Annotated in this window: 20 protein-coding genes; 10 read left to right on the top strand and 10 right to left on the bottom strand. The window is 66.9% G+C overall.

Annotated elements, in window-relative coordinates; all coding sequences use genetic code 11:
* Positions 1 to 2: 2 nt before the first annotated feature.
* Positions 3 to 1,208, top strand: a complete 1,206-nt coding sequence (locus N0B51_RS04770; protein ID WP_259961100.1) for a type III PLP-dependent enzyme domain-containing protein — start codon at positions 3 to 5, stop codon at positions 1,206 to 1,208.
* Here N0B51_RS04770 and N0B51_RS04765 read toward each other — a convergent pair whose 3' ends face one another.
* The 6 genes from N0B51_RS04765 to murI all read right to left on the bottom strand — a co-directional run bounded on the left by N0B51_RS04765 (position 1,209) and on the right by murI (position 8,015).
* Positions 1,209 to 1,982 carry a hypothetical protein gene (locus N0B51_RS04765; protein ID WP_259961098.1) on the bottom strand — a complete coding sequence of 258 codons (774 nt, stop codon included), beginning with the start codon at positions 1,980 to 1,982 and terminating at the stop codon, positions 1,209 to 1,211.
* On the bottom strand, positions 1,979 to 2,836 hold the full coding sequence (locus N0B51_RS04760; protein WP_259961097.1) for a TauD/TfdA dioxygenase family protein: 858 nt from the start codon (positions 2,834 to 2,836) through the stop codon (positions 1,979 to 1,981). Before N0B51_RS04760 ends, N0B51_RS04765 begins: the two co-directional genes overlap by 4 nt.
* Before the next feature lie 48 nt (positions 2,837 to 2,884).
* Positions 2,885 to 3,580 (bottom strand): nitroreductase, encoded by a 696-nt coding sequence (locus tag N0B51_RS04755; protein ID WP_259961096.1) that lies wholly within the window; start codon positions 3,578 to 3,580, stop codon positions 2,885 to 2,887.
* A 38-nt stretch (positions 3,581 to 3,618) separates the two neighbouring features.
* Positions 3,619 to 5,757, bottom strand: a complete 2,139-nt coding sequence (locus tag N0B51_RS04750; RefSeq protein WP_259961095.1) for an EAL domain-containing protein — start codon at positions 5,755 to 5,757, stop codon at positions 3,619 to 3,621.
* A 157-nt stretch (positions 5,758 to 5,914) separates the two neighbouring features.
* Entirely contained in the window at positions 5,915 to 7,135 is a 1,221-nt protein-coding gene (gene hemA, locus N0B51_RS04745; RefSeq protein ID WP_259961094.1) for a 5-aminolevulinate synthase, read from the bottom strand.
* A gap of 85 nt (positions 7,136 to 7,220) precedes the next feature.
* Positions 7,221 to 8,015, bottom strand: coding sequence for a glutamate racemase (gene murI, locus N0B51_RS04740; RefSeq protein WP_259961093.1), 795 nt, complete (start codon positions 8,013 to 8,015; stop codon positions 7,221 to 7,223).
* A 134-nt stretch (positions 8,016 to 8,149) separates the two neighbouring features.
* Between murI and plsY the strand changes: the two genes are divergently transcribed.
* From plsY to N0B51_RS04720, 4 genes are all read left to right on the top strand, one after another.
* Complete coding sequence (gene plsY, locus N0B51_RS04735; RefSeq protein ID WP_311201825.1) at positions 8,150 to 8,719, top strand: glycerol-3-phosphate 1-O-acyltransferase PlsY; 570 nt, start codon at positions 8,150 to 8,152, stop codon at positions 8,717 to 8,719.
* Positions 8,716 to 9,807, top strand: a complete 1,092-nt coding sequence (gene dprA / locus N0B51_RS04730) for a DNA-processing protein DprA (protein WP_259961092.1) — start codon at positions 8,716 to 8,718, stop codon at positions 9,805 to 9,807. Before plsY ends, dprA begins: the two co-directional genes overlap by 4 nt.
* A 65-nt stretch (positions 9,808 to 9,872) precedes the next feature.
* On the top strand, positions 9,873 to 12,425 hold the full coding sequence (gene topA / locus N0B51_RS04725) for a type I DNA topoisomerase (RefSeq protein ID WP_259961091.1): 2,553 nt from the start codon (positions 9,873 to 9,875) through the stop codon (positions 12,423 to 12,425).
* Complete coding sequence (locus N0B51_RS04720) at positions 12,425 to 12,607, top strand: hypothetical protein (RefSeq protein WP_259961090.1); 183 nt, start codon at positions 12,425 to 12,427, stop codon at positions 12,605 to 12,607. Before topA ends, N0B51_RS04720 begins: the two co-directional genes overlap by 1 nt.
* A gap of 10 nt (positions 12,608 to 12,617) precedes the next feature.
* Here the strand turns inward: N0B51_RS04720 and N0B51_RS04715 are convergent, their stop codons facing one another.
* Genes N0B51_RS04715 through lepB form a run of 4 tightly spaced genes read right to left on the bottom strand, consistent with a single transcriptional unit; the run spans position 12,618 to position 15,377 of the window.
* Positions 12,618 to 13,007: a hypothetical protein gene (locus N0B51_RS04715; protein ID WP_259961089.1), complete on the bottom strand. Its 390-nt coding sequence runs from the start codon at positions 13,005 to 13,007 to the stop codon at positions 12,618 to 12,620.
* Positions 13,004 to 13,894, bottom strand: a complete 891-nt coding sequence (gene era, locus N0B51_RS04710; protein ID WP_259961087.1) for a GTPase Era — start codon at positions 13,892 to 13,894, stop codon at positions 13,004 to 13,006. Before era ends, N0B51_RS04715 begins: the two co-directional genes overlap by 4 nt.
* Complete coding sequence (gene rnc, locus N0B51_RS04705) at positions 13,891 to 14,568, bottom strand: ribonuclease III (RefSeq protein WP_259961086.1); 678 nt, start codon at positions 14,566 to 14,568, stop codon at positions 13,891 to 13,893. The genes era and rnc overlap by 4 nt, the downstream gene beginning before the upstream one ends.
* The gene (gene lepB, locus N0B51_RS04700) at positions 14,565 to 15,377 is read right to left on the bottom strand and encodes a signal peptidase I (protein WP_259961084.1); all 813 of its coding nucleotides are present in this window, start codon (positions 15,375 to 15,377) and stop codon (positions 14,565 to 14,567) included. The genes rnc and lepB overlap by 4 nt, the downstream gene beginning before the upstream one ends.
* Before the next feature lie 140 nt (positions 15,378 to 15,517).
* On the opposite strand from lepB, the gene pgi reads away from it, so the two are divergent.
* The 5 genes from pgi to gor all read left to right on the top strand — a co-directional run bounded on the left by pgi (position 15,518) and on the right by gor (position 21,800).
* Positions 15,518 to 17,065 carry a glucose-6-phosphate isomerase gene (gene pgi, locus N0B51_RS04695; RefSeq protein ID WP_259961083.1) on the top strand — a complete coding sequence of 516 codons (1,548 nt, stop codon included), beginning with the start codon at positions 15,518 to 15,520 and terminating at the stop codon, positions 17,063 to 17,065.
* Entirely contained in the window at positions 17,062 to 17,943 is an 882-nt protein-coding gene (locus N0B51_RS04690) for an SGNH/GDSL hydrolase family protein (RefSeq protein ID WP_259961082.1), read from the top strand. Before pgi ends, N0B51_RS04690 begins: the two co-directional genes overlap by 4 nt.
* 214 nt (positions 17,944 to 18,157) lie before the next feature.
* On the top strand, positions 18,158 to 19,591 hold the full coding sequence (locus N0B51_RS04685; RefSeq protein WP_259961081.1) for a DEAD/DEAH box helicase: 1,434 nt from the start codon (positions 18,158 to 18,160) through the stop codon (positions 19,589 to 19,591).
* 96 nt (positions 19,592 to 19,687) lie between these two features.
* Positions 19,688 to 20,389 carry a VV20781 family protein gene (locus tag N0B51_RS04680; RefSeq protein WP_259961080.1) on the top strand — a complete coding sequence of 234 codons (702 nt, stop codon included), beginning with the start codon at positions 19,688 to 19,690 and terminating at the stop codon, positions 20,387 to 20,389.
* A 55-nt stretch (positions 20,390 to 20,444) separates the two neighbouring features.
* Positions 20,445 to 21,800 (top strand): glutathione-disulfide reductase, encoded by a 1,356-nt coding sequence (gene gor, locus N0B51_RS04675; protein ID WP_259961078.1) that lies wholly within the window; start codon positions 20,445 to 20,447, stop codon positions 21,798 to 21,800.
* Positions 21,801 to 21,836: the final 36 nt, after the last annotated feature.

Raw genomic sequence — 21,836 nt, 5'->3', positions numbered from 1 at the left:
AGTTGCACCATCATCCTGACGCCCGGTCTGTAGTTCGCGCCCTCGCGCCGGACGAACCGGTCATCCTCAATCGCCCGCACGCCGCTGCGCGCGCCGCCCGTTTCTTCGTCGAGAAGTTTCCGGGCAAGTCGCTCTATGCGGTGAAGGCCAATCCCTCGCCCGAGCTGGTCCGCATCCTGTGGGATAGCGGGGTGACGCACTACGACGTCGCCTCGATCGCGGAAGTTCGGCTCGTGCGCGCCGAGCTGCCCGAAGCGACGCTGTGCTTCATGCACCCGGTGAAGACGCCGCGGGCGATCCGCGAGGCCTATTTCGAGCATGGCGTTAAGACCTTCAGCCTCGACACGATCGAGGAGCTGGAGAAGATCATCGATGCCACCCGCGGCGAAGACGGCGAGCAGGCGAAGGACCTGCGGCTGCTCGTGCGCCTGCGCGTAAGCTCCGAATATTCCGAGCTCAGCCTCGCCGCCAAGTTCGGCGTCGACCTTGCCGATGCGGCCGAACTGCTGCGCGTCACGCGCCAGCACTGCGACTGGCTGGGCGTGTGCTTCCACGTCGGCAGCCAGGCGATGACGCCGTTCGCCTATGTCCAGGCACTCGAGCGCGTTCGCGCGGCGGTCGCCGAGGCTTCGGTGGTGATTGACGTGGTCGACGTGGGCGGCGGTTTCCCGAGCGACTACCCGGGCATGGAACCGCCCCCGCTCGAAGATTATTTCGCGATCATCCACCGCCACTTCGAGGCGCTGCCGATCGCCTACAACGCCGAGCTGTGGTGCGAGCCGGGCCGCGCGCTGTGCGCCGAATATTCCTCGCTGATCGTCCGGGTCGAGAAGCGCCGGGGCGAGGAACTCTACATCAACGACGGCGCCTATGGCGCGCTGTTCGATGCCGCGCACATCGACTGGCGCTTTCCCGTCCGCGCGCTCGAGGACGACCTCGAGCAGCCGCTGGCCGAGTTCGCCTTCTACGGGCCGACGTGCGACGATGCCGACTACATGAAGGGCCCCTTCATGCTGCCGGCCGACATCCAGGCCGGCGACTACATCGAGATCGGGATGCTCGGCGCGTACGGCGCCGCGATGAAGACCGGCTTCAACGGCTTCGGCAATGCCGAACAGATTGTGGTCGAGGACGAGCCGATGGCGAGCCTTTATCGCGGGGACCGGATCGATCCGCGTGCGAGCGACAACGTGGTGAGCTTGCGCTGATCAGCCGTGCTTCGACCGGTGCGCGTCGAGCACCGGTTTGACGCGGCCCAGCGCGGCGCCGATCAGTTCCGGAAAACTGCCGGGTGCGATGTCCAGCAGGGTGTTGTGCGCGGTCGCGACGCGCTCGGTATCGGCCCATTCGGTGCCGATCTCGATCGCCCAGTCGCGGAATGCGTCTGCCGCCCCCGCGCGCGGCTCGAGCGCCTTTCCGAGCGTCATGTGAAAGTCGAGCCGGCCGGTCATCGGTAGCAGCGACAGCGGGAAGGGCGCGGTCAGGTACGACAGCGTGTCGTCGACGTGAATCGTGCGACTGGGCCGGTGACGGGCAAGGACCGAGCTGAAGTGGACGGTCTCGTCCGCGCACACCAGCGCGACCCCGCGCGGGACGGAAAAGTCGAAGATGTCCGCGAAGATGATCGGCAGCGCATCGCTTTCGCACCGCTCGCTCGCCCAGGGCAGGTCGGGCAAGAGGTCGTGATGGCGCTGCGTGCCACACAGCGACGCGCCGGGGAACGCTTGGTGCATCCAATCGCAATGCACGGTGTGGAAGGGATGCAGGTTCACGATCGCCGATACGTTGGCCGGCCCGCCGGTGATGAGATCGACCATCGACCTTACGCCGTCTTCGAGCGTGTAGGAATCGAGGAAGAGCCAGGTTCCGTCCCCGCGGTCCACCAGCGAGCACTGCGTGCCCACGTTGACGATGCCGCCGATGCGAAAATCGCCGCGGATCGACCAGAATCCTTCTCCGCAATCGACCAGCGGATCGCTCATCCGCCGTCAGCCCGGTAGAACGGCCGGTCGCCGGCCACCGTAACCCGTTCCATGACCCGCCGCGCGGGGTAGTAATCGCTGGCGGCAAGATGCTGGCAAAGGCGGTTGTCCCAGAACGCGATCGAGCCCGGCTGCCAGCGGAAGCGGCACTGGATCTCGGGATCGGCGGCGGTCGCATACAGATGGTCGAGCAGCCAGCGGCTCTCCTTGTCGCTCAGGCCTTCGATGTGACTGGTGAAGCCGACGTTGACGTAGATCACCTGTTTTCCGCTTTCCGGATGCGTGCGGACCACCGGGTGGCGCATCGGCGGATATTTCGCGTGCAGTTCCTCGGCTGATTTGCCGAGCCGCCTGGCGAATACCCTGGCGATGTCGTGGACCGCCGTCAGTCCGCTGCAGAAGCGCCGCATTTCGGGACTCAACCGTTCGAACGCGAGGTGCATGTTGGCGAACAGGGTATCGCCGCCGACTTCGGGCACCTCGACCGCGCGCAGTATCGAACCGAGCGACGGGCATTCGCGCCACGTCACGTCCGAGTGCCAGCTGTTCTCGCGGCCTCGGCTGTCGGGGCCATGCTCGATGTGCAGGATTTCGGGGTTCGCCTGGCCCTTGGGCGTAGCCGGATGGATCTCGAGGTCGCCGAAGTGCCGCGCGAAGGCGATGTGCTGCTCGGGGCTGAGGTGCTGTTCGCGAAAGAAGATGACCCCGTATTCGAGGAGCGCGGCGCGGATGTCGGCAATCCGCGTGCCGACATCGGGCGCGCCGAGGTCGATGCCGTGGATTTCCGCGCCGATCGCCGGGGTCAGCAGGCGAACGTCGAGCGCGCGTGAGCGGGTGGGGGCGGCGGTGGCCATCGGGCTTCTCCTCTGGGATCCGATTGTGCGCCCCCGCGGACGATCAGGTCAATCCGCGAATCCCACGAAGCGCGCCGCTTCCTCCACCGACTTGCGGTGGGACACGACCGCGTTGGCCGGAAAACTGTCGTCCGGCCAACCCATTGCGACGGCCTTCATGATGACCTGGTCGGCGGGAATGCCGGCGTGCTCGCGCACGACGGGACTCTGCATGATCCCCTGCGAGTTGATCACGCAGCCCAGCCCACGGCTCCACGCGGCGTTGACCAGCGCAGTGGTCACCGCGCCGCAGTCGAACTTGGCATCGTCCCCGTCGTCGAGCACGCGGTCGTAGGTGACGATGACGCAGACCGGTGCGTCGAACTGGCGAAAACCACGCAGGACCCAGTCCTGCCGCCCGTGCTTGTCATCCCGCGCGATACCCATCGCGCCGAATAGCTGCTTGGCGACCTCGACCTGTCGCTCGCGGTGGACGCCCGCAAAGGGGCTGCCGCGGCGGAACTCGCGGCTATCCGGCACCCCGGCAAGGATGTTCTCGGTATTGCCCCGGCGGATGCGGTCCAGCGGCTCGCCGGTGATGACGTGGAAATGCCACGGCTGGGTGTTCATCGACGAAGGTGCGCGCATGGCAAGCGCGAGCACTTCCTCGATCAGTGCGCGCGGAACGGGCTTGTCGAGGTAGCCGCGGATCGACCGCCGCCCGAGGACGACATCGTCGTAGGAAAGATCGGATCGGTTTTGCATGGCAACCGACATACCGTGTCGGCCGCGCGCGTAAAGCCTCAGCCCCCGCTGCCGACCTGCACCTGCATGAACTGGGGCGGGCTGGAAGGCGCTTGTTGCTGGCCGAGCGGCGTCGCGCCGCCCTGCGCGAGCGATGTCAGCGGCATTCCCGCGGCGGCGAGCGCATAGGGGCTGACGCGATGGCGGGTGCACAGCCCGCCGGCACCGTCGCTGACGAGTGGCGATTCGAATTCAACGCCGATCTGCGCGCCCTCGGAGCGCATGACCTCGCAGACGACGAGCTGGCCGCCGCCGAGGTCGAGCACGAATTGCGTGCCCTTCGGAACGCCGACGAGCCCCTCGATGAACGCGCCGTTCTTCGACAGGTCGCGGATCACCGCCTCGTAGCGGTGGTCGCCGTGGATGATGCCGATGCGGCGGAACATCGACCGACGGTCGGCGCGGTGCTTGTCCGGCCCGCTCGGCTCTATCTTGAATTCGCCCGAGGTAATGTTGGCCAGCACGACCGGCTGGGGCATGGCCTTGGAATAGATCCACCCCTGGACCAGCTCGGCCCCGCGTTTCTTGACCACGTCGAGCTGGTCGAACGCCTCGACCCCCTCGACGGTGGTTTCCATTCCCAGCGCCTTCGACAGGCCGATGATCGCGGTAATGATCTTGGCGCTGTTCTGGTCCTTCTGGGTGCAGGTGTCGACAAAGCTCTTGTCGACCTTGAGCTTGTCGAACGGTGCCGAGCGCAGGTAGCTGAGCGAGGAATAGCCGGTCCCGAAATCGTCGAGCGCGAGGCGAACGCCGAGCTTCTTGAGCGCGGTGAAGGTCGCCTCGGTCGTCTCGCTGTCGCCCATGAACACGCTTTCGGTCAGCTCGAGTTCGAGCCGGTCGGGCGCCAGACCGCTGGCATCCAGCGCCGAGGCGACGACGTCGACGAAGCCGTTCCCAGTGAACTGCCGCGCCGAGACGTTGACCGCGACCCGAACGGTGTCGGGCCATTCCATCGCGTCCCTGCACGCGCGGTGAAGCGCCCACTCGCCCAAGGGGCCGATCAGGCTCGATTCCTCAGCCACCGGGATGAAGGTGCCGGGCGGGACCCAGCCGCGCTCCTCGTGCTCCCAGCGCATCAGCGCTTCCATCCCGACGACGTGGCTGTCGGCAATCCGGACGACAGGCTGGTAGTGAAGCTGCAGTTCGTCGGCCGCGAGCGCCTCGCGCAGGTCGTCGAGCAGCAGCGCGCGCTCCTCCTCTTCATCCTTGAGGTCGGCCGAATAGAACCGGAACTGGCCGCGTCCGCCGTTCTTCGCGGCATAGAGGGCAAGGTCGGATGCCCGCGTCAGCTCGTCGAGCTCCAGCCCGTCGTAGGGCGCGATCGCCACGCCGACCGAGGTGCCGATGATCGCGCGCTTGTCGTCGATCGGATAGGGCTGCGAGATGATCTGGATGATCTTTTCAGCAAGTTCGCCCAGCTTTCCGCGGTCGTCCATGTCGGGCAGGATGACCTGGAATTCGTCGCCCCCCAGGCGGCCGATCTCGCCGCGGTCGCCGATCACGTTGCGCAGCCGTTCGGCGACCTGCTGGAGCAGGGCGTCGCCCGCGGGGTGGCCCATCGTGTCGTTGACCTGCTTGAACCGGTCAAGGTCGAGCATCATCAGCGCGCAGACGCGCTTGGCGGCCTTGTAAGCGGCCAGCACGCTTTCGAGCCGGCGGTTCATCCGGTGCCGATTGTAGAGGCCGGTCAGCGAGTCGAACTCGGCCAGCCGCTGGTCCTCGATCTTGCGCTGGTATTCGACCGACACGTCCTTGGCGGCGCCGCGATATCCGTGGAACTTGCCGGTCGCATCAATCTTGGGCTGTCCGGACAGCGAGAGCCAGACCGGCCGCCCCGTCTTCGCCTCGGGCAGCGCGCAGCGCACAACTACATCGGTGATCCTGCTTCGCGCCTTGATCTGGAACCCGAGCGGCCGGCCGGAACGGTTGTCGGGATCGTCGGGATCGGTTTCGAACAGTCCCGCCAGCGGCTGGCCCAGCAGGGTGGGCAGGGGAACGTCGAGCGCCTCGGCGGCGGCAGGAGACAGGTAGCTCAGGACGCCCTCGGCATCGGACGCCCAGATCCACGCTATGCCGGTCTGTTCGAAATCGTCGAGTACGGCCGCGCGCAGGCCATTGCTGGTGAGATCGCTCACCGCGTCGTCCTGGCTTCCGGAGAAGCCTTTCAAGAGATTCCTAACAGCCATGTCCGTCCGTTGCGCGCCATCCCGAATGGAATGGTGACAATTCCCTACGACGGAATGGTTTACAGGGGCCTAAGCGAAAGCCGCATTCGACGAACCGACTCGAATGTCAGGCAGCCTGCGCGATCTCGAGTTCGAGCCGGTCCCAGATTTCGACGAGCGCAGCGGTCAGTTCGCGCATCATCGCTTCGTCGTGGGCCGGGCCGGGCGTGAAGCGCAGCCGCTCGGTTCCGCGCGGCACGGTCGGGAAATTGATCGGCTGCACGTACATCCCGTACTCGGCGAGCAGGATGTCGCTGATCTTCTTGGCTCGGACCGGGTCGCCGACCAGCAGCGGAACGATGTGGGTCACGCTGTCCATCACCGGCAGCCCTGCATCGCGGAACATGGCCTTCAGGCGGGCGGCGGCCGCCTGCTGGCCGTCGCGCTCCTCGCTCGATTGCTTGAGATGGCGGACCGAGGCTAGCACGCCGGCGACGAGCACCGGCGACAGCGACGTGGTGAAGATGAAACCGGGCGCATAACTGCGGATGCAGTCGACCACCTTGCGGTCGGCGGCGATGTAGCCGCCCATCACGCCGAACGCCTTGCCCAGCGTGCCCTCGATGATGTCGATGCGGTGCGCGGCCTCGTCGCGCTCGGATATGCCGCCGCCGCGCTTGCCGTACATGCCGACCGCGTGAACTTCGTCGATGTAGGTCAGCGCGTTGTACTTTTCGGCAAGATCGCAGATCGCGTGGATCGGGGCGACGTCGCCGTCCATGGAGTATACGCTCTCGAACGCGATCAGCTTGGGCGTCTCGGCGTCTTCGGCGGCCAGAAGCTCTTCGAGGTGGGCAACGTCGTTGTGCCGGAACACCCGCTTCTCGCAGCCGGAATTGCGGATACCGGCGATCATGCTCGCGTGGTTGAGCTCGTCGGAGAAGATCACGCAGCCCGGCAGCAGCTTGGCGAGTGTCGACAGCGTGGCGTCGTTGGAAACGTAGCCGCTGGTGAAGATCAGCGCGGCTTCCTTGCCGTGAAGGTCGGCCAGCTCGCTTTCGAGTTCGACATGGTAGTGCGTGTTGCCGCCGATGTTGCGGGTGCCGCCCGATCCGGCGCCGACGTCGTGCAGCGCCTCTTCCATCGCGGCGATGACCTTGGGATGCTGGCCCATCGCCAGGTAATCGTTCGAACACCAGACCGTGACCGGCTTCGGACCGTTGTGGCCGTGGAAGCACCGCGCGTTGGGAAACGCACCCTTGTTGCGCAGGATGTCGATGAATACACGGTAGCGGCCCTCGGCATGGAGCCGATCGATCGCCTGGTCGAAGATATGATCGTAATTCACGTGGATGTCCCGTCCGTCGGCATCCCCGCCGCCCTATCGCCGCGGGCGCAAGAATTCCACCGCGATCTTTGCGAATCGTTCGCGACTAGATCCTGTCGGACCGTTCGAGACCGTAGAAACGCAGCGCACTGGCGAACGCATCGCCGTGATCCGCCTCACCGGTGAAAACGGCCCTGTCCGGCTGCTCGCGAATGAAATCCTGCCCTTTCGTCAGGCTCGCGATGCGGCGCGCGATGCCATCCGCCCCGTCGACGAACCGCACGTGCGGGCCGAACGCCTCGGCCAGCTCTTCTGCGAGCAGCGGGAAATGGGTGCACGCAAGGACAACCGTGTCGATCTGTGCGCCGCCTGCCTTCTCCCGCAGCGCCTCGGCCGCGCCGGCGATGGCTTGCGGATCGACCGGGTTTCCGCGCAGCTTGGCCTCGGCCGCCGCGACGAGTTCCGGCGCTGCGTGGCGGATCAGGTGCTTGTCGGATGCAAACTCCTGCTCGAGCCGGTCGACATAGCCCTGGCGGATCGTCGCTTCGGTGCCCAGCAGTCCGATGGTGCCGGTGCGGGTCAGCGCCGCGGCTGGCTTGATCGCCGGGACGGTGCCGACGATCGGGATGTTGAGGACATCGCGCACCATCCCGAGCGCGATCGTGCTTGCCGTATTGCAGGCGATCGTCGCCAGCCGCGGCCTATACCGTTCGGTCAGCACGCCGAGCAGGCCGGCGACGCGCGCGGCGATTTCGGCCTCGGTCTTCCCGCCATAGGGCAGGCCGGCGGTGTCCGCGGCATAGATGACCGGCGCTTCGGGCAGGACCTTGCGCAGTTCGGCAAGGACGGTGAGCCCGCCGACGCCGGAATCGAACAGCAGGATGGGGGCGGCGGGGTCCACGCGAAAACTCCAAACCCGTCTATGCCGATCTTGTCGAAAGGCGGCCTAACTTCTAGCGTTGCGCTTAGGGGCTTGAACGGCATTTCGACAAGCTTGGCGGGAACCGGGGACTGGGGTTGCAGACAGATTTCATCTTGGCCTCCATCGCAGGCTACCTGCTCGGCTCCATCCCTTTCGGGCTGCTCCTGACGCGCGCCTTCGGCGCCGGCGACGTGCGCCAGATCGGGTCGGGCAGCATCGGCGCGACCAACGTGCTGCGCACCGGGCGCAAAGGCCTCGCCGCGGCGACGGTGCTGCTCGACGCGGGCAAGGGCGCGGCGGCGGTTCTGCTGTCCGCGATGCTCTGGCCCGGTACCGAAGGCGTGGCCGCAGTGGCCGCGATCGTCGGGCACTGTTTCCCGCTCTGGCTGCGGTTCAAGGGCGGAAAGGGCTTTGCTACCGCTGCGGGCGTCCTGCTCGCGCTGGCGTGGCCGGTGTTCCTGATATGCGCGGCGATCTGGGCGCTGGCGGCCGTCGTCAGCCGGATATCCTCGGTCGCCTCACTCACCGCGGTGACGGCGGCTCCCGTCGCGGCCTGGCTGATGGGACGAGGCGACCTCGTGGTCACGCTGGTCGCTGTGGCGGTGGTGGTCTATTTCCAGCACCGTGCGAACATCGGCCGGCTGATGCGCGGCGAGGAACCGAGGGTCGGCAGCAAGCCGTGAGCCTCGCCCAGCAAGAGGCCTTCGCGCGCATCCGGCTGCTGCGGTCGCCCAACATCGGCCCCGTCAGCTACCGCCAGCTCCTCGCCCGGTTCGGCACGGCGGAGGCGGCAATCGATGCGCTGCCCGACCTCGGCAAGCGGGGCGGGCGGGCCTATGTGGCCGCGGCGCCCGAGAGGATCGCCGAGGAAATTTCGCAGGTGCGTCGTGCCGGCGCGAAATACCTGTTCCATGACCAGCCGGGCTATCCCGCGCTACTCGGCCAGGCGGACGGCGCGCCGCCGATCCTGACCTGGCGCGGCAACCTGGCGCTGGGTCGGCAACCCTCGGTCGCGATCGTCGGAGCGCGCAACGCCTCGGCAGCGGCGGTCAAGCTGGCACGGGATTTCGCCTGCGCGCTCGCCGAGGCGGGGTTCGCCGTGGTTTCCGGTCTTGCCCGCGGGATCGACGGGGCGGTCCACCGGGGCGCACTGCCGGCGACGATCGGCGTCATCGCGAGCGGCATCGACGTGAGCTACCCACCCGAGCACGCGGACCTGCAGGCGCAGGTGGCGCGCGAAGGGCTCCTGCTCGCCGAGCAGCCACCCGGCACGGAGCCGCTCGCCCGGCACTTTCCGAGCCGCAACCGGATCATCGCCGGTCTTGCCGCCGGCACGCTCGTGGTCGAGGCGGCGCCCAAGTCCGGCTCGCTGATCACCGCGCGGCTGGCGGCAGAGGCGGGCAGGGAAGTCATGGCGATCCCGGGCAGCCCGCTCGAAGGCCGGGCGGCGGGTTGCAACCAGCTGATTCGCGACGGCGCGGTCCTGGTCCAGTCGCCCGAGGACGTGATCGAACTCCTCAGCGGTTTCGACGGCACGCCGCGCTCGACCTTCCGCGAAGCGGTGTCCGCATACGTGTTCGATCACGACGAACTGGCAGCCGCCGAACCGGCCGACGTCGCGGCGCTGCTGACCACCGCGCCGGTCGGGGTCGACGAACTGATCCGCCAGTCGGGCGAGAGCCCCGCGGCGGTGCAGATGGCGCTTCTGGAGCTGGAAATAGCCGGGCGGCTCGTCCGTCACGCGGGCGGCCGCGTCAGCCTGACCGCTTGACGGCCCGCGGATACCGGCCCCACCTTCGCGTACACGTATACGCGTAGGGACACCGAACCACTCACATGCAGCTTGTCATCGTCGAATCGCCGGCAAAGGCGAAGACCATCGAGAAATACCTCGGCCCGGACTTCAAGGTCCTGGCCTCGTACGGCCACGTGCGCGACCTGCCGCCCAAGGATGGCAGCGTGCGGCCGGACGAGGATTTCGCGATGGATTGGGAAGTCTATCGCGACAAGACCGGCCGGGTGAAGGACATTGCCGATCTCGCCAAGAAGGCAGACCGGCTGATCCTTGCCACCGACCCCGACCGCGAGGGCGAGGCGATTTCGTGGCACGTGCGCGACCTGCTCGCAAAGAAGAAGGCGCTGCCCGACGAGGTCCAGCGCGTGACCTTCAACGCGATCACCAAGGGCGCGGTGACCGAGGCGATGGAGCGGCCGCGCGAGCTCGACCAGGACCTGATCGACGCCTACCTCGCGCGCCGCGCGCTCGATTACCTATACGGATTCACGCTCTCGCCGGTCCTCTGGCGGCGGTTGCCGGGCGCCAAGAGTGCGGGCCGCGTGCAGTCGGTCGCGCTGCGCCTGATCGTCGAGCGCGAGCGCGAGATCGAGGCGTTCGTCGCGCAGGAATACTGGTCGGTCGTCGCGCACATGCAGCACGATGGGACCGCATTCGATGCGCGGTTGGTGACCTTCGACGGAAAGAAGCTGGAGCGCCTGTCGATCGGCGACGAAGGCACTGCGAACGCCGCGAAGAAAGCCGTCGAGGACGCCCGCTTCACGGTCGAAGACGTCGAGACCAGACCCCTGAAGCGCAACCCAGCGCCCCCGTTCACGACCTCGACCCTGCAGCAGGAAGCCGCGCGCAAGCTTGGCTATTCCGCCAGTCACACGATGCGGCTCGCCCAGACGCTCTACGAGGCCGGTGCGATCACCTATATGCGGACCGACGGGGTGCAGATGGACGGCAGCGCGATCAGCGCCTGCCGCCGGGCGATCAGTGATCGGTTCAGCGGCCACTACCTTCCCGAAAAGCCGCGGATGTACCAGACCAAGGCCAAGAACGCGCAGGAAGCGCACGAGGCGATCCGGCCGACCGACTTCGGCCGTGACCGCGCCGGATCGGGTGACGAGGCAAAACTCTACGACCTGATCTTCAAGCGCGCGGTGGCGAGCCAGATGGCCGCTGCCAGCCTCGAGCGCACGACCGTGACGCTGCGCGATCCGACCGGCCGGCACGAGCTTCGCGCGACGGGCCAGGTCGTGAAGTTCCCCGGTTTCCTCGCGGTCTACGAGGAGAGCTTCGACCAGAAGGCCGAAGATGACGACGAGAACCTGTTGCCCCTGCTGCGCAAGGGCGACACCCCGGCCAAGACCGGGGTCGATGCCACGCAGCACTTCACCCAGCCGCCGCCGCGGTTTTCGGAGGCCAGCCTGGTCAAGCGCCTTGAGGAACTCGGCATCGGCCGCCCCTCGACGTATGCCTCGACGATCCAGACGCTGCGCGACCGCGACTACGTCAGGATGGAGAAAAACCGTTTCTTCGCAGAGGAATCGGGCCGGCTGCTGACAGCGTTTCTCGAACGCTTCTTCGAACGGTACGTCGCCTACGATTTCACCGCGGGAATGGAGGACGAGCTCGATGTCGTCTCGGACGGCAAGGAGGACTGGAAGAAGCTGCTTCGACAGTTCTGGCTCGACTTCAAGCCGAAGACCGAAGACGTCATGGAGCGCAAGCCCTCGGAAGTGACCGAGGCGCTCGACGAATATCTTTCCGACTATCTCTTCCCGGCGCGTGCCGACGGACACGACCCGCGCGAATGCCAGACCTGCATCGCCGAGGGGCGCAGCGGCGGGCGCCTGTCCCTGCGCGGCGGCAAGTTCGGCGCTTTCATCGCCTGCTCCAATTACCCTGACTGCAAGTTCACCCGCCAGTTCGCCAATCCCGGCGGTCCGGGCGCGAGCGAGAACGACGGCGCGATGGGCAAGGATCCCGAAACGGGGCTTGAGGTCGAGCGCAAGACCGGCCGCTTCGGCCCCTACGTCCAGCTCGGCGAAGGCAAGGACGCCAAGCGCGCCTCGATCCCCAAGGACCTCGACGATTTCGACCTCGAATGGGCATTGAAGCTGCTCAGGCTTCCACGGATCGTCGGGACACATCCCGAGACCGGCAAGGAGATCGAGGCAAACATCGGCCGCTACGGTCCTTACCTTCGCCACGACGGCAAGTATGGCAAGCTGTCGAGCACCCGCGAGGTGTTCGAGGTCGGCATGAACCGCGCGGTCGATATCCTCGCCCAGGCGGCCAATCGCGGGAGCGGGGGCGGGCGGGCCAAGGCCGAACCGATCAAGGTGCTGGGAGTCCATCCCACCAGCGGCGGCGAGATGAAGGTCATGCCCGGCCGCTATGGCCCTTACGTCACCGACGGAACGACCAACGCCACGCTGCCCAAGGACGCCAGGCCCGAGGACGTAAGCGAAGCACAGGCGATCGAACTGATCGACGCGCGCGCGGCCAAGGGACCCGCCAAGAAAAAGGGCCGCAAGAAGGCTGCGCCGAAGAAGGCGGCATCCAAGAAGAAGGTCCCGGTGAAGAAGGCGAAGGCGAGCTGATGGCGAAGGAGCATTTCGAGCGGCACAAGCAGCCGTGGAAGGCCGAGGAGGCGGGCACGCTCCGCACGCTCGCGGGGAAGGGCAAGGGCCTGAAGGAAATCGCCAAGGCGCTGGGCCGGAGCGAGGAATCGACCAAGGACTTCGCCAAGAAGAACGGGATCGACATCGCCAGGAAACGATAGGCTGGAGCGCCTAATGCATGGTGCGGCTGGCTCCGCCGTCCTTTTCAAGACGGCGGCGGTCGCGCTCGAACGGTCGCAGCAGGTCGAGGTGAGTCCACAGGCTCAGCAGGAAGGCGATCCCGCAACCGAGTCCGAACGGGATGACAAACACGAGTACGGAGCCGCTTCGGGCATATTCGCGGGCACCCCAGATCGCGGACCCCGCGATCACGAGCCAGCGCAGCACGAGAGCCAGCTTGCGCCGCTGGTCGAGGCGCTGGAGCAGGCCTTCGTAGGCGGCGGCGCTCACGACGAGGCCGGTGGCCGCTCCGGGAGGGCGGTAGAGGAAGTTGCCGCTGTCGAGCTTCGTAAAGAACGCGGCGAAGCGATCAACGCGGCCAGGGGTTCGCTGCGAAGTCACCGCACCCAGTCGAGCCCGATCTCCTCGAATATCTCGCGGCTTTCGGCCCAGTTCTCCTCCACCTTCACGTGGAGGAAGAGGTGGACCTTCTGCCCGAGCAGTTCGGACAGCTCCAGCCTCGCGGCCTCGCCGATCGCCTTGATCTTCGAGCCGCCCTTGCCGAGCACGATCGCGCGCTGTGTGTCGCGGCCGACGACGATCTGCTGGTGGATCTCGACGCTGCCATCCTTGCGCACGGTGTAGCTTTCGGGCCGCACCGCGCTGTCGTAGGGCAGTTCCTCGTGGAGCTGGCGATAGAGCTGCTCGCGGGTGATCTCTGCGGCCAGCAGGCGCTCGCTCGCGTCGGACACCTGGTCCTCGGGATAGACCCATTCGCCTTCGGGCATCATCGCGGCGAGCGCCGCCTTCATCTCGGCCACCCCGTCGCCCGTCTGGGCCGAGACGAAGAACACCTCGGCGAAATCGACCTTGCCGGTCAGCTCCTGCGCGAGGACCAGCAGCGGTTCCTTCTTCGCGACGTCGACCTTGTTGAGCACCAGGATCTTGCGCTCGGGACGATGGCTCAGCGCCTCGAGCAGGGGTTCGAGTTCGTGGCGGCGCTGCTTGACCGGATCGACCACCAGCAACACCGCATCGGCGGCCTCGGTGCCGTCCCACGCGGCATTGACCATCGCCCGGTCGAGCCGGCGGCGCGGTTCGAAGATGCCGGGCGTGTCGACCAGCACCATCTGCGTGTCGCCCTCGAGCGCGATGCCCATCAGCCGCGCCCGAGTGGTCTGCGCCTTGGCGCTGACGATCGCGACTTTCTGCCCGACGAGCGCGTTAACGAGGGTCGACTTGCCGGCGTTCGGCGCGCCGATGACGGCGACGAATCCACAGCGGGTCATCCGTATTTCTCCATGAATGCCGCGGCAGCGGCCGTCTCGGCCGCCTGCTTGCTCGATCCCTCTGCTTCTACCTCGCCGACGCCCGCGACCTTGACCCGCACGGTGAAGCGCGCGCTGTGATCGGGGCCGGAACGGTCGAGCAATGCATATTCGGGGGGCTTGCGGCGATTGCCCGCCGCCCACTCCTGCAGCGCCGACTTGGGATGCTTCGAGCGTCCGCGGCGTCCCTCGACGGCCTCGGTCCAGATCTGCCGCACGAGTGCGCGGGTGGCATCGAACCCGGCTTCGAGGAAATTGGCACCGAGCAACGCTTCCATCACGTCGCCAAGCACGTTGTCGCTGTCGTGCGCGCCGTCGTCGCGCGCCTGCTTGCCGAGACGCAGGTGCGCCGGGACGCCGATGTCGCGCGCCGTGCAGGCGCAGGTGTCGCGGCTGACCAGTGCGTTGAGGCGCTGGGCGAGCTGGCCTTCGGACGCGCTGTCGATCGCGTACAGCCATTCGGAAATCGCGAGTCCCAGGACGCGGTCACCCAGCCATTCGAGGCGTTCGTAATTCACCGTCTCGCCGGTGCTGCCGTGCGTGAGCGCGGCGCGCCAGACCGCCTCGTCCATCACGGTGAACCCGGTTTCCTCCAGCCAGGCGCGGGTTTCGGGGGATAGCCTGGGCGCAGTCATATCGCGTGCCCGATCCGCGACCACCGCGCGGCGGTCAGCCAGGTCCACGGCTTGATCCAGCTGGCCGAACCGTCGGTCGACCACACCATGACGCTCGCGCGGGCGACCAGCAGCTCGTCAGGGATGAGGCCCACCCCACCGCCCGGGGTCGCCGGAAAGCGGCTGTCCTGCGAGTTGTCGCGATTGTCGCCCAGCGCGAAGACGTGGCCCTGCGGCACCACGATCGGGCCGAAATCGTCCTGCGGGGTGCGCCCGAAATCGAGCGTGTCGTAGCTGGTGCCCGAAGGAAGTGTCTCGTGGAATCGCGTGTAGGTGCAGGTCGCGGCCGTCGCCCGTCCGCCCCACGCGCAGCCGGTGTTGGGCGATTCCGCAATTGCGAAATCGGCGATCTTCTCGCGCTTCACCGGAACCCCGTTCAGGATTACCTGGCCGCCGCGCAGGGCAACTGTGTCGCCGGGCAGCCCGATAACGCGCTTGATGTAGTCGACCTTGTCGACCGGATGCTTGAAGACGACGACGTCGCCCCGGTCGGGGAGGCTGGCGAGGACGTGGCCGGGGATCAGCGGCAGGTTGAACGGAAGCGACCAGCGAGAATAACCGTACGGCCACTTGGCGGCGATGAAATAGTCCCCGTTCCACAGCCGCGGAAGCATCGATTCGCTCGGGATGGTGTAGAACGAGAAGAAGAAGCTGCGGAACACGAACACCGCGAGCGCGAGCTTGAGGACGAACGCGGCGAAGCTGCCCCAGGTTTCCTTGCCGGCCTCGTCCTTCGCGGTCCGATTGACCGGTTTTCCTGCGGCCGTCATCCGGCCGATTTCCCGGCAGGACGGGCAGACGGCGCGCATACGTCTTCGCTGCGTTCAAGTGGTGGCCGGATGCGGACGGGAAGGCTATCGATCATCGCCGCCCCTCTAATCGCGCGAGCGGGCAGTAGGAAAGGATATTCATGAGCGACGCAGTCCGGGACGCCTGGCAGGCCATCGAAGCGAGCCCGCGCCGTACGCTGGCCCAGCTGTTCGCGGCCGACGCCGACCGGGTGGGAAAGCTGTCGGCCCGGCTGGACTGGGACGACGGCGGTGCCATCTTCGACTGGTCGAAGACCCATCTCGACGACGATCTGCTGGCCGCATTCGAGGAACTCGCCGCGGCACGCGACTTTGCCGGCAGGCGTTCCGCGCTGCTGAGCGGCGAAACGGTCAACACGACCGAGGGGCGGGCGGCAGAGCACACCGCACAGCGCGGCATCGGTGCCCGCGATTCGGTCGAGGAAGCCGCCCAGTTGCACCACCGGATGCACCTGCTGGTCGATGCCATCCACCGCGGCGCCCTCGGTGAAGTGAGGCACCTGATCCACATCGGTATCGGCGGCTCGGCGCTCGGGCCCAAGCTGGCGATCGATGCGCTCGCACGGGATTCGGACGGGGGGGACGGCGCGCTGGTCGACGTCCACGTCGTTTCGAACATCGACGGGCTGGCACTCGAACAGGCGTTCGCCGCCTGCGATCCGGCGACGACGATGATTGCGGTGGCCAGCAAGACCTTCACGACGATCGAGACGATGACCAACGCGGCAAGCGCGATCGAATGGCTGCGCCAGGCCGGCGTCAACGATCCCTATGGCCGCGTCGTGGCGCTGACCGCGGCGCCGGACAAGGCGGTCGAATGGGGCATCGACGAAACCCGCGTGCTGCCATTCTCGGAGAGCGTCGGCGGGCGTTACTCGCTCTGGTCGAGCATCGGCTTTCCGATCGCGCTGGGCGTCGGGTGGGAGGCGTTCGACACCATGCTCGCCGGGGCGCACGCCGTCGACGTGCATTTCCGCGACACCGATGGGCGCGCCAACCTGCCGCTGCGCGCGGCCTTTGCCGACCAGTTCTACACCCGCGTGCGCGGCTGCCAGACCCGCGCCGTGTTCGCCTATGACGAGCGGCTCGCGCTGCTGCCGTTCTACCTTCAGCAACTCGAGATGGAATCGAACGGCAAGCGGGTCACTGCAAACGGTGATCCGGTCGACGGGCCCACCGCACCCATCACCTGGGGCGGCGTGGGCACCGACGGCCAGCACGCGGTGTTCCAGCTGCTGCACCAGGGCACGATCGAAGTGCCGGTCGATTTCATCGCGAGCGTCGCGCCGGGCGACGTGCTGGACCCGGCGCACCACCAGATCCTGCTCACCAACTGTTTCGCGCAAGGCGCCGCGCTGATGGCGGGCGGCAACATGGCCGCCGACGGCAAGGACCCGGCACGGGCGTTCCCTGGCGACCGACCGAGCGCGACGATCCTTCTCGACGATGTCGACGCCGCGGCGCTCGGGGCGCTGATCGCGTTCCACGAGCATCGCACGTTCGCCAACGCGGTGCTGATGGGGATCAATCCGTTCGACCAGTTCGGAGTCGAGCTGGGCAAGAAGATGGCCAGGGATATCGAGACGGGAGGGGGCGATTTCGACCCGAGCACCGAGGCGCTCCTCGAGGCTGCGGGCTTGTCGGCATGAGCCGTGCCGCCGCGATCGCGCTCGCTCTCGCTCTCGCCGCATGGGTCGGTGCCACACCTGCGTTCGCCCACGAGCGCATTCTCTTCATCGGCAACAGCTTTACGATGGGGGCCAATTCGTCTGCCCTGCGGTACCGCGCCGACAGCGTGGCCGCGCTCACCGAAGCGAATATCGGTGGCGTCCCGGCGATATTCGAACGCTTTGCCGATCAAGCGGGGTTCGAATGGGAGGCGAGCCACGAATTGAGCGGCGGCAAGGACCTGGCCTGGCATCTCGCCAACCGGAGAGAGGCGATCGACAAGCCCTGGGATGTTGTCGTGCTGCAGCAGTATTCCACGCTCGATGAAAGAAATCCCGGCGACCCGGCCACGACGCTGCGGGATGCGCCTGCGCTCGCCCGGTTGGTCAGCGATCGCAATCCGGATGTGAAGGTCTACCTGCTGTCAACGTGGACGCGCGCGGATCAGGCGCTCAAGCCGACCGGATACTGGTACGGCCAGCCCCTCGAAGCGATGGCACTTGCAGTGCGCAGGGCCCTCGACGCGGCCGATGCGGCCTCGGACGACATCGATGGCGTGATCCCGGTCGGCGAGGCGTGGCAGCGGACGATTTCGCAGGGCATCGCCGATGGCAATCCCTATGACGGGCGCGATTTCGGCAAGGTCGACCTGTGGAGCTATGACCAGTACCACGCCAGCGCGGAAGGATCCTACCTCGAGGCGCTGGTGGTCTTCGCGCATGTCACCGGCTACGACGTGCGGCAGTTCGGCGCGGGCGAGAAGGCGGCGAACGAACTGGGCATCGAGCCGAGGATTGCGGAGGCGCTGCAAAGGGTCGCGATGGAACAACTGGCCGGCGCCCGGGTCGGTTTTGATTGACATTTTCGCTGCACTGCACCACATGGCCGCTCATCGAGACGCCCTGGCAGCGTGAACAGGCGGGAAACCGCCCCGGCCGCATCTCGGTTCATTTCCCTGACTTCCCATTTCACGCGGGTCGTTGACGGGGCCACTTCCGGCCCCAACCACCCCGCGAACGCGCGCAGCCTCAAAGCTGCTGCGCGCAGTCGCTCGCATACGAGTTTTACAAACCATGTCATTCGAAGACCTCGGGCTGTCGCAGCCCATTCTCCAGGCGCTGGACCAGAAGGGTTACACCGCCGCCACGCCCATCCAGACCCAGGCCATTCCGCTCGTGCTCGAAGGCCGCGACCTCCTCGGCATCGCGCAGACTGGCACCGGGAAGACCGCGGCGTTCATGCTGCCGGCGATCGACAACCTGCGCGAGGCGGGGCGGCAGACGCCCTTCAAGTCGTGCCGGATGCTCGTGCTTGCCCCGACCCGCGAGCTTGCCGGGCAGATCGCCAAGAGCGCGATGGACTACGGCGGCTTCACCGGCCTGCGCGTCCAGTCGGTCGTCGGCGGGACTTCCGTCGGCAAGGACCGCAACAAGCTGCATCGCGGGACCGATATCCTCGTCGCCACCCCCGGTCGGCTGCTCGACCTCGTCGACCAGAAGGCTTTCCGGCTCGACGGTGTCGAGATCCTCGTCCTCGATGAAGCGGACCAGATGCTCGACCTCGGCTTCATACACGCGCTGAAGAAGCTCGTCGCGTTGATGCCGAAGGACCGCCAGACCTTGCTGTTCAGCGCGACCATGCCGTCGTCGATCAAGGACCTGTCGAAGCAGTACCTGAGCAATCCGGCACACGTTTCGGTGACTCCGGCGGCGACCACCGCGGAACGGGTCGAGCAATACGTCACCTTCGTCAGCCAGTCGGAAAAGCAGGGCTTGCTCGAGCTGATCCTGCGCAGACGCTATCCCGAGACCGAGGGCATGGAGCGGGTGCTGATCTTCACCCGTACCAAGCACGGCGCGGACCGCGTGGTGAAGAAGCTCGGCCAGGCCGGGATCACGGCCGACGCCATCCATGGCAACAAGAGCCAGCCGCAGCGCGAGCGCGCGATCGCCAACTTCAAGTCGGGCCGCGTGCCGATCCTGGTGGCGACCGACATCGCCGCGCGCGGGATCGACATTCCGGGCGTAAGCCACGTCGTCAACTTCGAGCTGCCCAACGTGTCCGAACAGTATGTCCACCGCATCGGGCGGACCGCGCGCGCCGGGGCGGACGGGATCGCGATGACGCTGTGCAGCGAGGACGAGCGCGCGTACCTGCGCGATATCCAGAAGCTGACCGGCGTCACCTGCGAGCGCCTGCCGCTACCCGACAATTTCCGTGCCTTTATCGAGGACGCCCCGATCGTCCGGCCCAAGGGCAATCCCGGCCAGGTCCAGCAGCCGCGCGCCAAGAAGGTGCAGCCCAAGCCGCTCGGCGGCGGGCAGCGTCCCGGCAAGCGGGCCGATTCCCGGGCGGACAACCGCAGCGGCGACCGGCCGCAACACGGCGGCGGCAGCGAGCGGCACGGAAAGACCGGCGGGAGTGGCGGCGGCCAGAACCGGCGCCGGCGGTTTCGCGGCAAGGGCAATTCGGGTGGCGGTTCCGTCCAGCGGCGCACCGGCGGCTGAAGTCTGGCAATCTGCCGTTCATCTAAATGCGTGTCTAGGTGAACGGCGGGTCGCGCCGTCCTCCCCATTCGGGAGCTTTCCAAGGGCTGCCGTCCCATGAAGCGTGTGTTTCCGTTGCTTGGCTTCGCCGTTCTGACTGCCTGTGTCCCCGCCCAGATGCAGCTTTCGCCTTCTCTCGCGCAATCGCGGGTCCGGGCGGAGATCGCCGGTATCGGCGGGCGCACCTCGGGCCAGTTCATGGCCGGTTCGTACTCCGGTTCGTTTGACCGCTCGCTCGAGTCGTGGTCGTTTGCCGACACCGCCGTCGTTCGGGGCGGGCACAACTACCTCTCGGTTTCGGGACCGGAGATAAGCTCCACGATCGAAGCGCATTGCGCCATGCGCGAGCGCGCGATCGACCTCGGCTCCGGTGTCGAAGTGACCGTGCGGTCGATGGCATACCGGTGCGAGTTCACGGCCGGGGGTAGGCCCATTCCGGCGCGGTTCGAATTGCAGGAATCGCAGCGAGGGGGGCTTGCCGTTTTTCGTTACGAGCGCATCGGTGAGATCGCGCTGGGGGGCGAGATCGTGCAATTCCGTTCGGTGCATCGGATCGACGGCGCCGCGCTGCCCACGATCACCCCCTCTGGCTATGTGTTCGAGCAGGCAGGCCGCGAGATCGGCGCGGTCGACCTCGCCAATCGCCCGGCGCTCGTCCTGTCGCCCGCGCTCGACAAGGGTCTGGCGCGAACGGTGACCGTCGCCGCCCTGGTCCTCGCGACCTTCTGGGATCCGGCGATCCACGATCCCGACGCCTGACGGTTGGCATCGCCTGCCGGGACCGCCATATGCGCTGGCCCGACAGGAGATCCCCATGGCAGCCGAAGACTACGACTACGACCTTTTCGTCATCGGGGCCGGTTCGGGCGGCGTGCGCGCCAGCCGGATCGCCGCGAGCCACGGGGCGAAGGTCGCGGTGGCGGAAGAACACCGCGTCGGCGGTACCTGCGTGATCCGCGGCTGCGTGCCCAAGAAGATGCTCGTCTACGGGGCGCACTTTGCCGAGGACCTCGAGGATGCGGCAGCGTTCGGTTGGACGGTCGAGAACCCGAAGTTCGACTGGGTCAAGTTGCGCGACACCGTTCTTGCGGACGTCGACCGGCTCAACGGGCTCTACACCCAGACGCTGGAGAACCACGACGTCGAGGTGATCCTCGACCGGGCGGAGTTGACCGGACCGCACGAGATCAGGCTCGGCAGCGGCCGGACGGTTACCGCGAAATACATCCTGATCGCCACCGGCGCGCGGCCGCATATCCCGTCGTGTCCCGGCAACGAGCTCGGCATCACCAGCAACGAGGCGTTCCACCTCGACGCCCTGCCGCCGCGGGTGCTGATCGCGGGCGGGGGCTATATCGCCAACGAGTTCGCGGGGATCTTCAACGAGTTCGGCAGCAAGGTGACGATCATCAACCGGTCCGACAAGCTGCTGCGCGGATACGACGAATCGCTGCGCGACCGGTTGCTGCAGATCAGCGTGATGAAGGGCATCGAGTTCCGATTCAACGCCGAGTTCCGCGGGATCGAGCGGACCGACGAAGGCTGCCTCAGGGTGTCGATGACCAATCACGAGGACATCGAGGTCGACTGCGTGATGTTCGCAACCGGTCGCGTCCCCAACACCGAGGGGCTCGGCCTGGACAAGGCCGGGGTCGAACTGGGCGACAAGGGCGAGATCGTGGTCGACCGCTTCAGCAAGACGAGCGTCGATCACATCTACGCCGTCGGTGACGTGACGAACCGTGTCCAGCTTACCCCGGTGGCGATCCGCGAGGGCCAGGCCTTTGCCGACACCGTGTTCGGCAAGGGCGATCCGGTCGCGGTCGACCACAGCGTGATACCGAGCGCGGTGTTCAGCCACCCGCCGCTCGCCGCCGTCGGCCTCACCGAGGGCGAGGCGCGCAACAAGTACGGTTCGGTCAAGGTCTACGAGAGCGATTTCCGGCCGATGAAGAACGTCCTTGCCGGCCGCAACGAGCGGAGCCTCTACAAGATGGTCTGCGACGACACGACGGGCAAGATCCTCGGCATCCACATGATCGGGCCGGAAGCGGCCGAGATCATGCAGGCGGCCGCAGTGGCGGTGAAGGCCGGCCTGACCAAGGACGATTTCGACGCGACTACCGCCATCCATCCGACAATGGCCGAGGAACTGGTCCTGCTGCGGTAGTTCGATTGCCCTTCGCAACCCTTCGGCGTAGGTTCG

The organism is Tsuneonella litorea (genome assembly GCF_025154015.1).
GTDB classification, from domain to species: Bacteria; Pseudomonadota; Alphaproteobacteria; order Sphingomonadales; family Sphingomonadaceae; genus Tsuneonella; species Tsuneonella litorea.
The sequence above is the reverse complement of the archived record's forward strand: the minus strand, read 5'-3'. Positions and strand labels throughout refer to the sequence as shown.

What these genes read in the sequence shown, in the direction of transcription:
- pgi (WP_259961083.1), top strand. Translation starts at nt 15,518, where the DNA reads ATGAGCGACGCAGTCCGGGACGCCTGGCAGGCCATCGAAGCGAGCCCG.
- era (WP_259961087.1), bottom strand. Translation starts at nt 13,894, where the DNA reads ATGACCCGCTGTGGATTCGTCGCCGTCATCGGCGCGCCGAACGCCGGC.
- rnc (WP_259961086.1), bottom strand. Translation starts at nt 14,568, where the DNA reads ATGACTGCGCCCAGGCTATCCCCCGAAACCCGCGCCTGGCTGGAGGAA.
- lepB (WP_259961084.1), bottom strand. Translation starts at nt 15,377, where the DNA reads ATGACGGCCGCAGGAAAACCGGTCAATCGGACCGCGAAGGACGAGGCC.
- N0B51_RS04760 (WP_259961097.1), bottom strand. Translation starts at nt 2,836, where the DNA reads ATGGCCACCGCCGCCCCCACCCGCTCACGCGCGCTCGACGTTCGCCTG.
- N0B51_RS04685 (WP_259961081.1), top strand. Translation starts at nt 18,158, where the DNA reads ATGTCATTCGAAGACCTCGGGCTGTCGCAGCCCATTCTCCAGGCGCTG.
- N0B51_RS04755 (WP_259961096.1), bottom strand. Translation starts at nt 3,580, where the DNA reads ATGCAAAACCGATCCGATCTTTCCTACGACGATGTCGTCCTCGGGCGG.
- N0B51_RS04765 (WP_259961098.1), bottom strand. Translation starts at nt 1,982, where the DNA reads ATGAGCGATCCGCTGGTCGATTGCGGAGAAGGATTCTGGTCGATCCGC.
- gor (WP_259961078.1), top strand. Translation starts at nt 20,445, where the DNA reads ATGGCAGCCGAAGACTACGACTACGACCTTTTCGTCATCGGGGCCGGT.
- N0B51_RS04690 (WP_259961082.1), top strand. Translation starts at nt 17,062, where the DNA reads ATGAGCCGTGCCGCCGCGATCGCGCTCGCTCTCGCTCTCGCCGCATGG.
- N0B51_RS04680 (WP_259961080.1), top strand. Translation starts at nt 19,688, where the DNA reads ATGAAGCGTGTGTTTCCGTTGCTTGGCTTCGCCGTTCTGACTGCCTGT.
- topA (WP_259961091.1), top strand. Translation starts at nt 9,873, where the DNA reads ATGCAGCTTGTCATCGTCGAATCGCCGGCAAAGGCGAAGACCATCGAG.
- N0B51_RS04720 (WP_259961090.1), top strand. Translation starts at nt 12,425, where the DNA reads ATGGCGAAGGAGCATTTCGAGCGGCACAAGCAGCCGTGGAAGGCCGAG.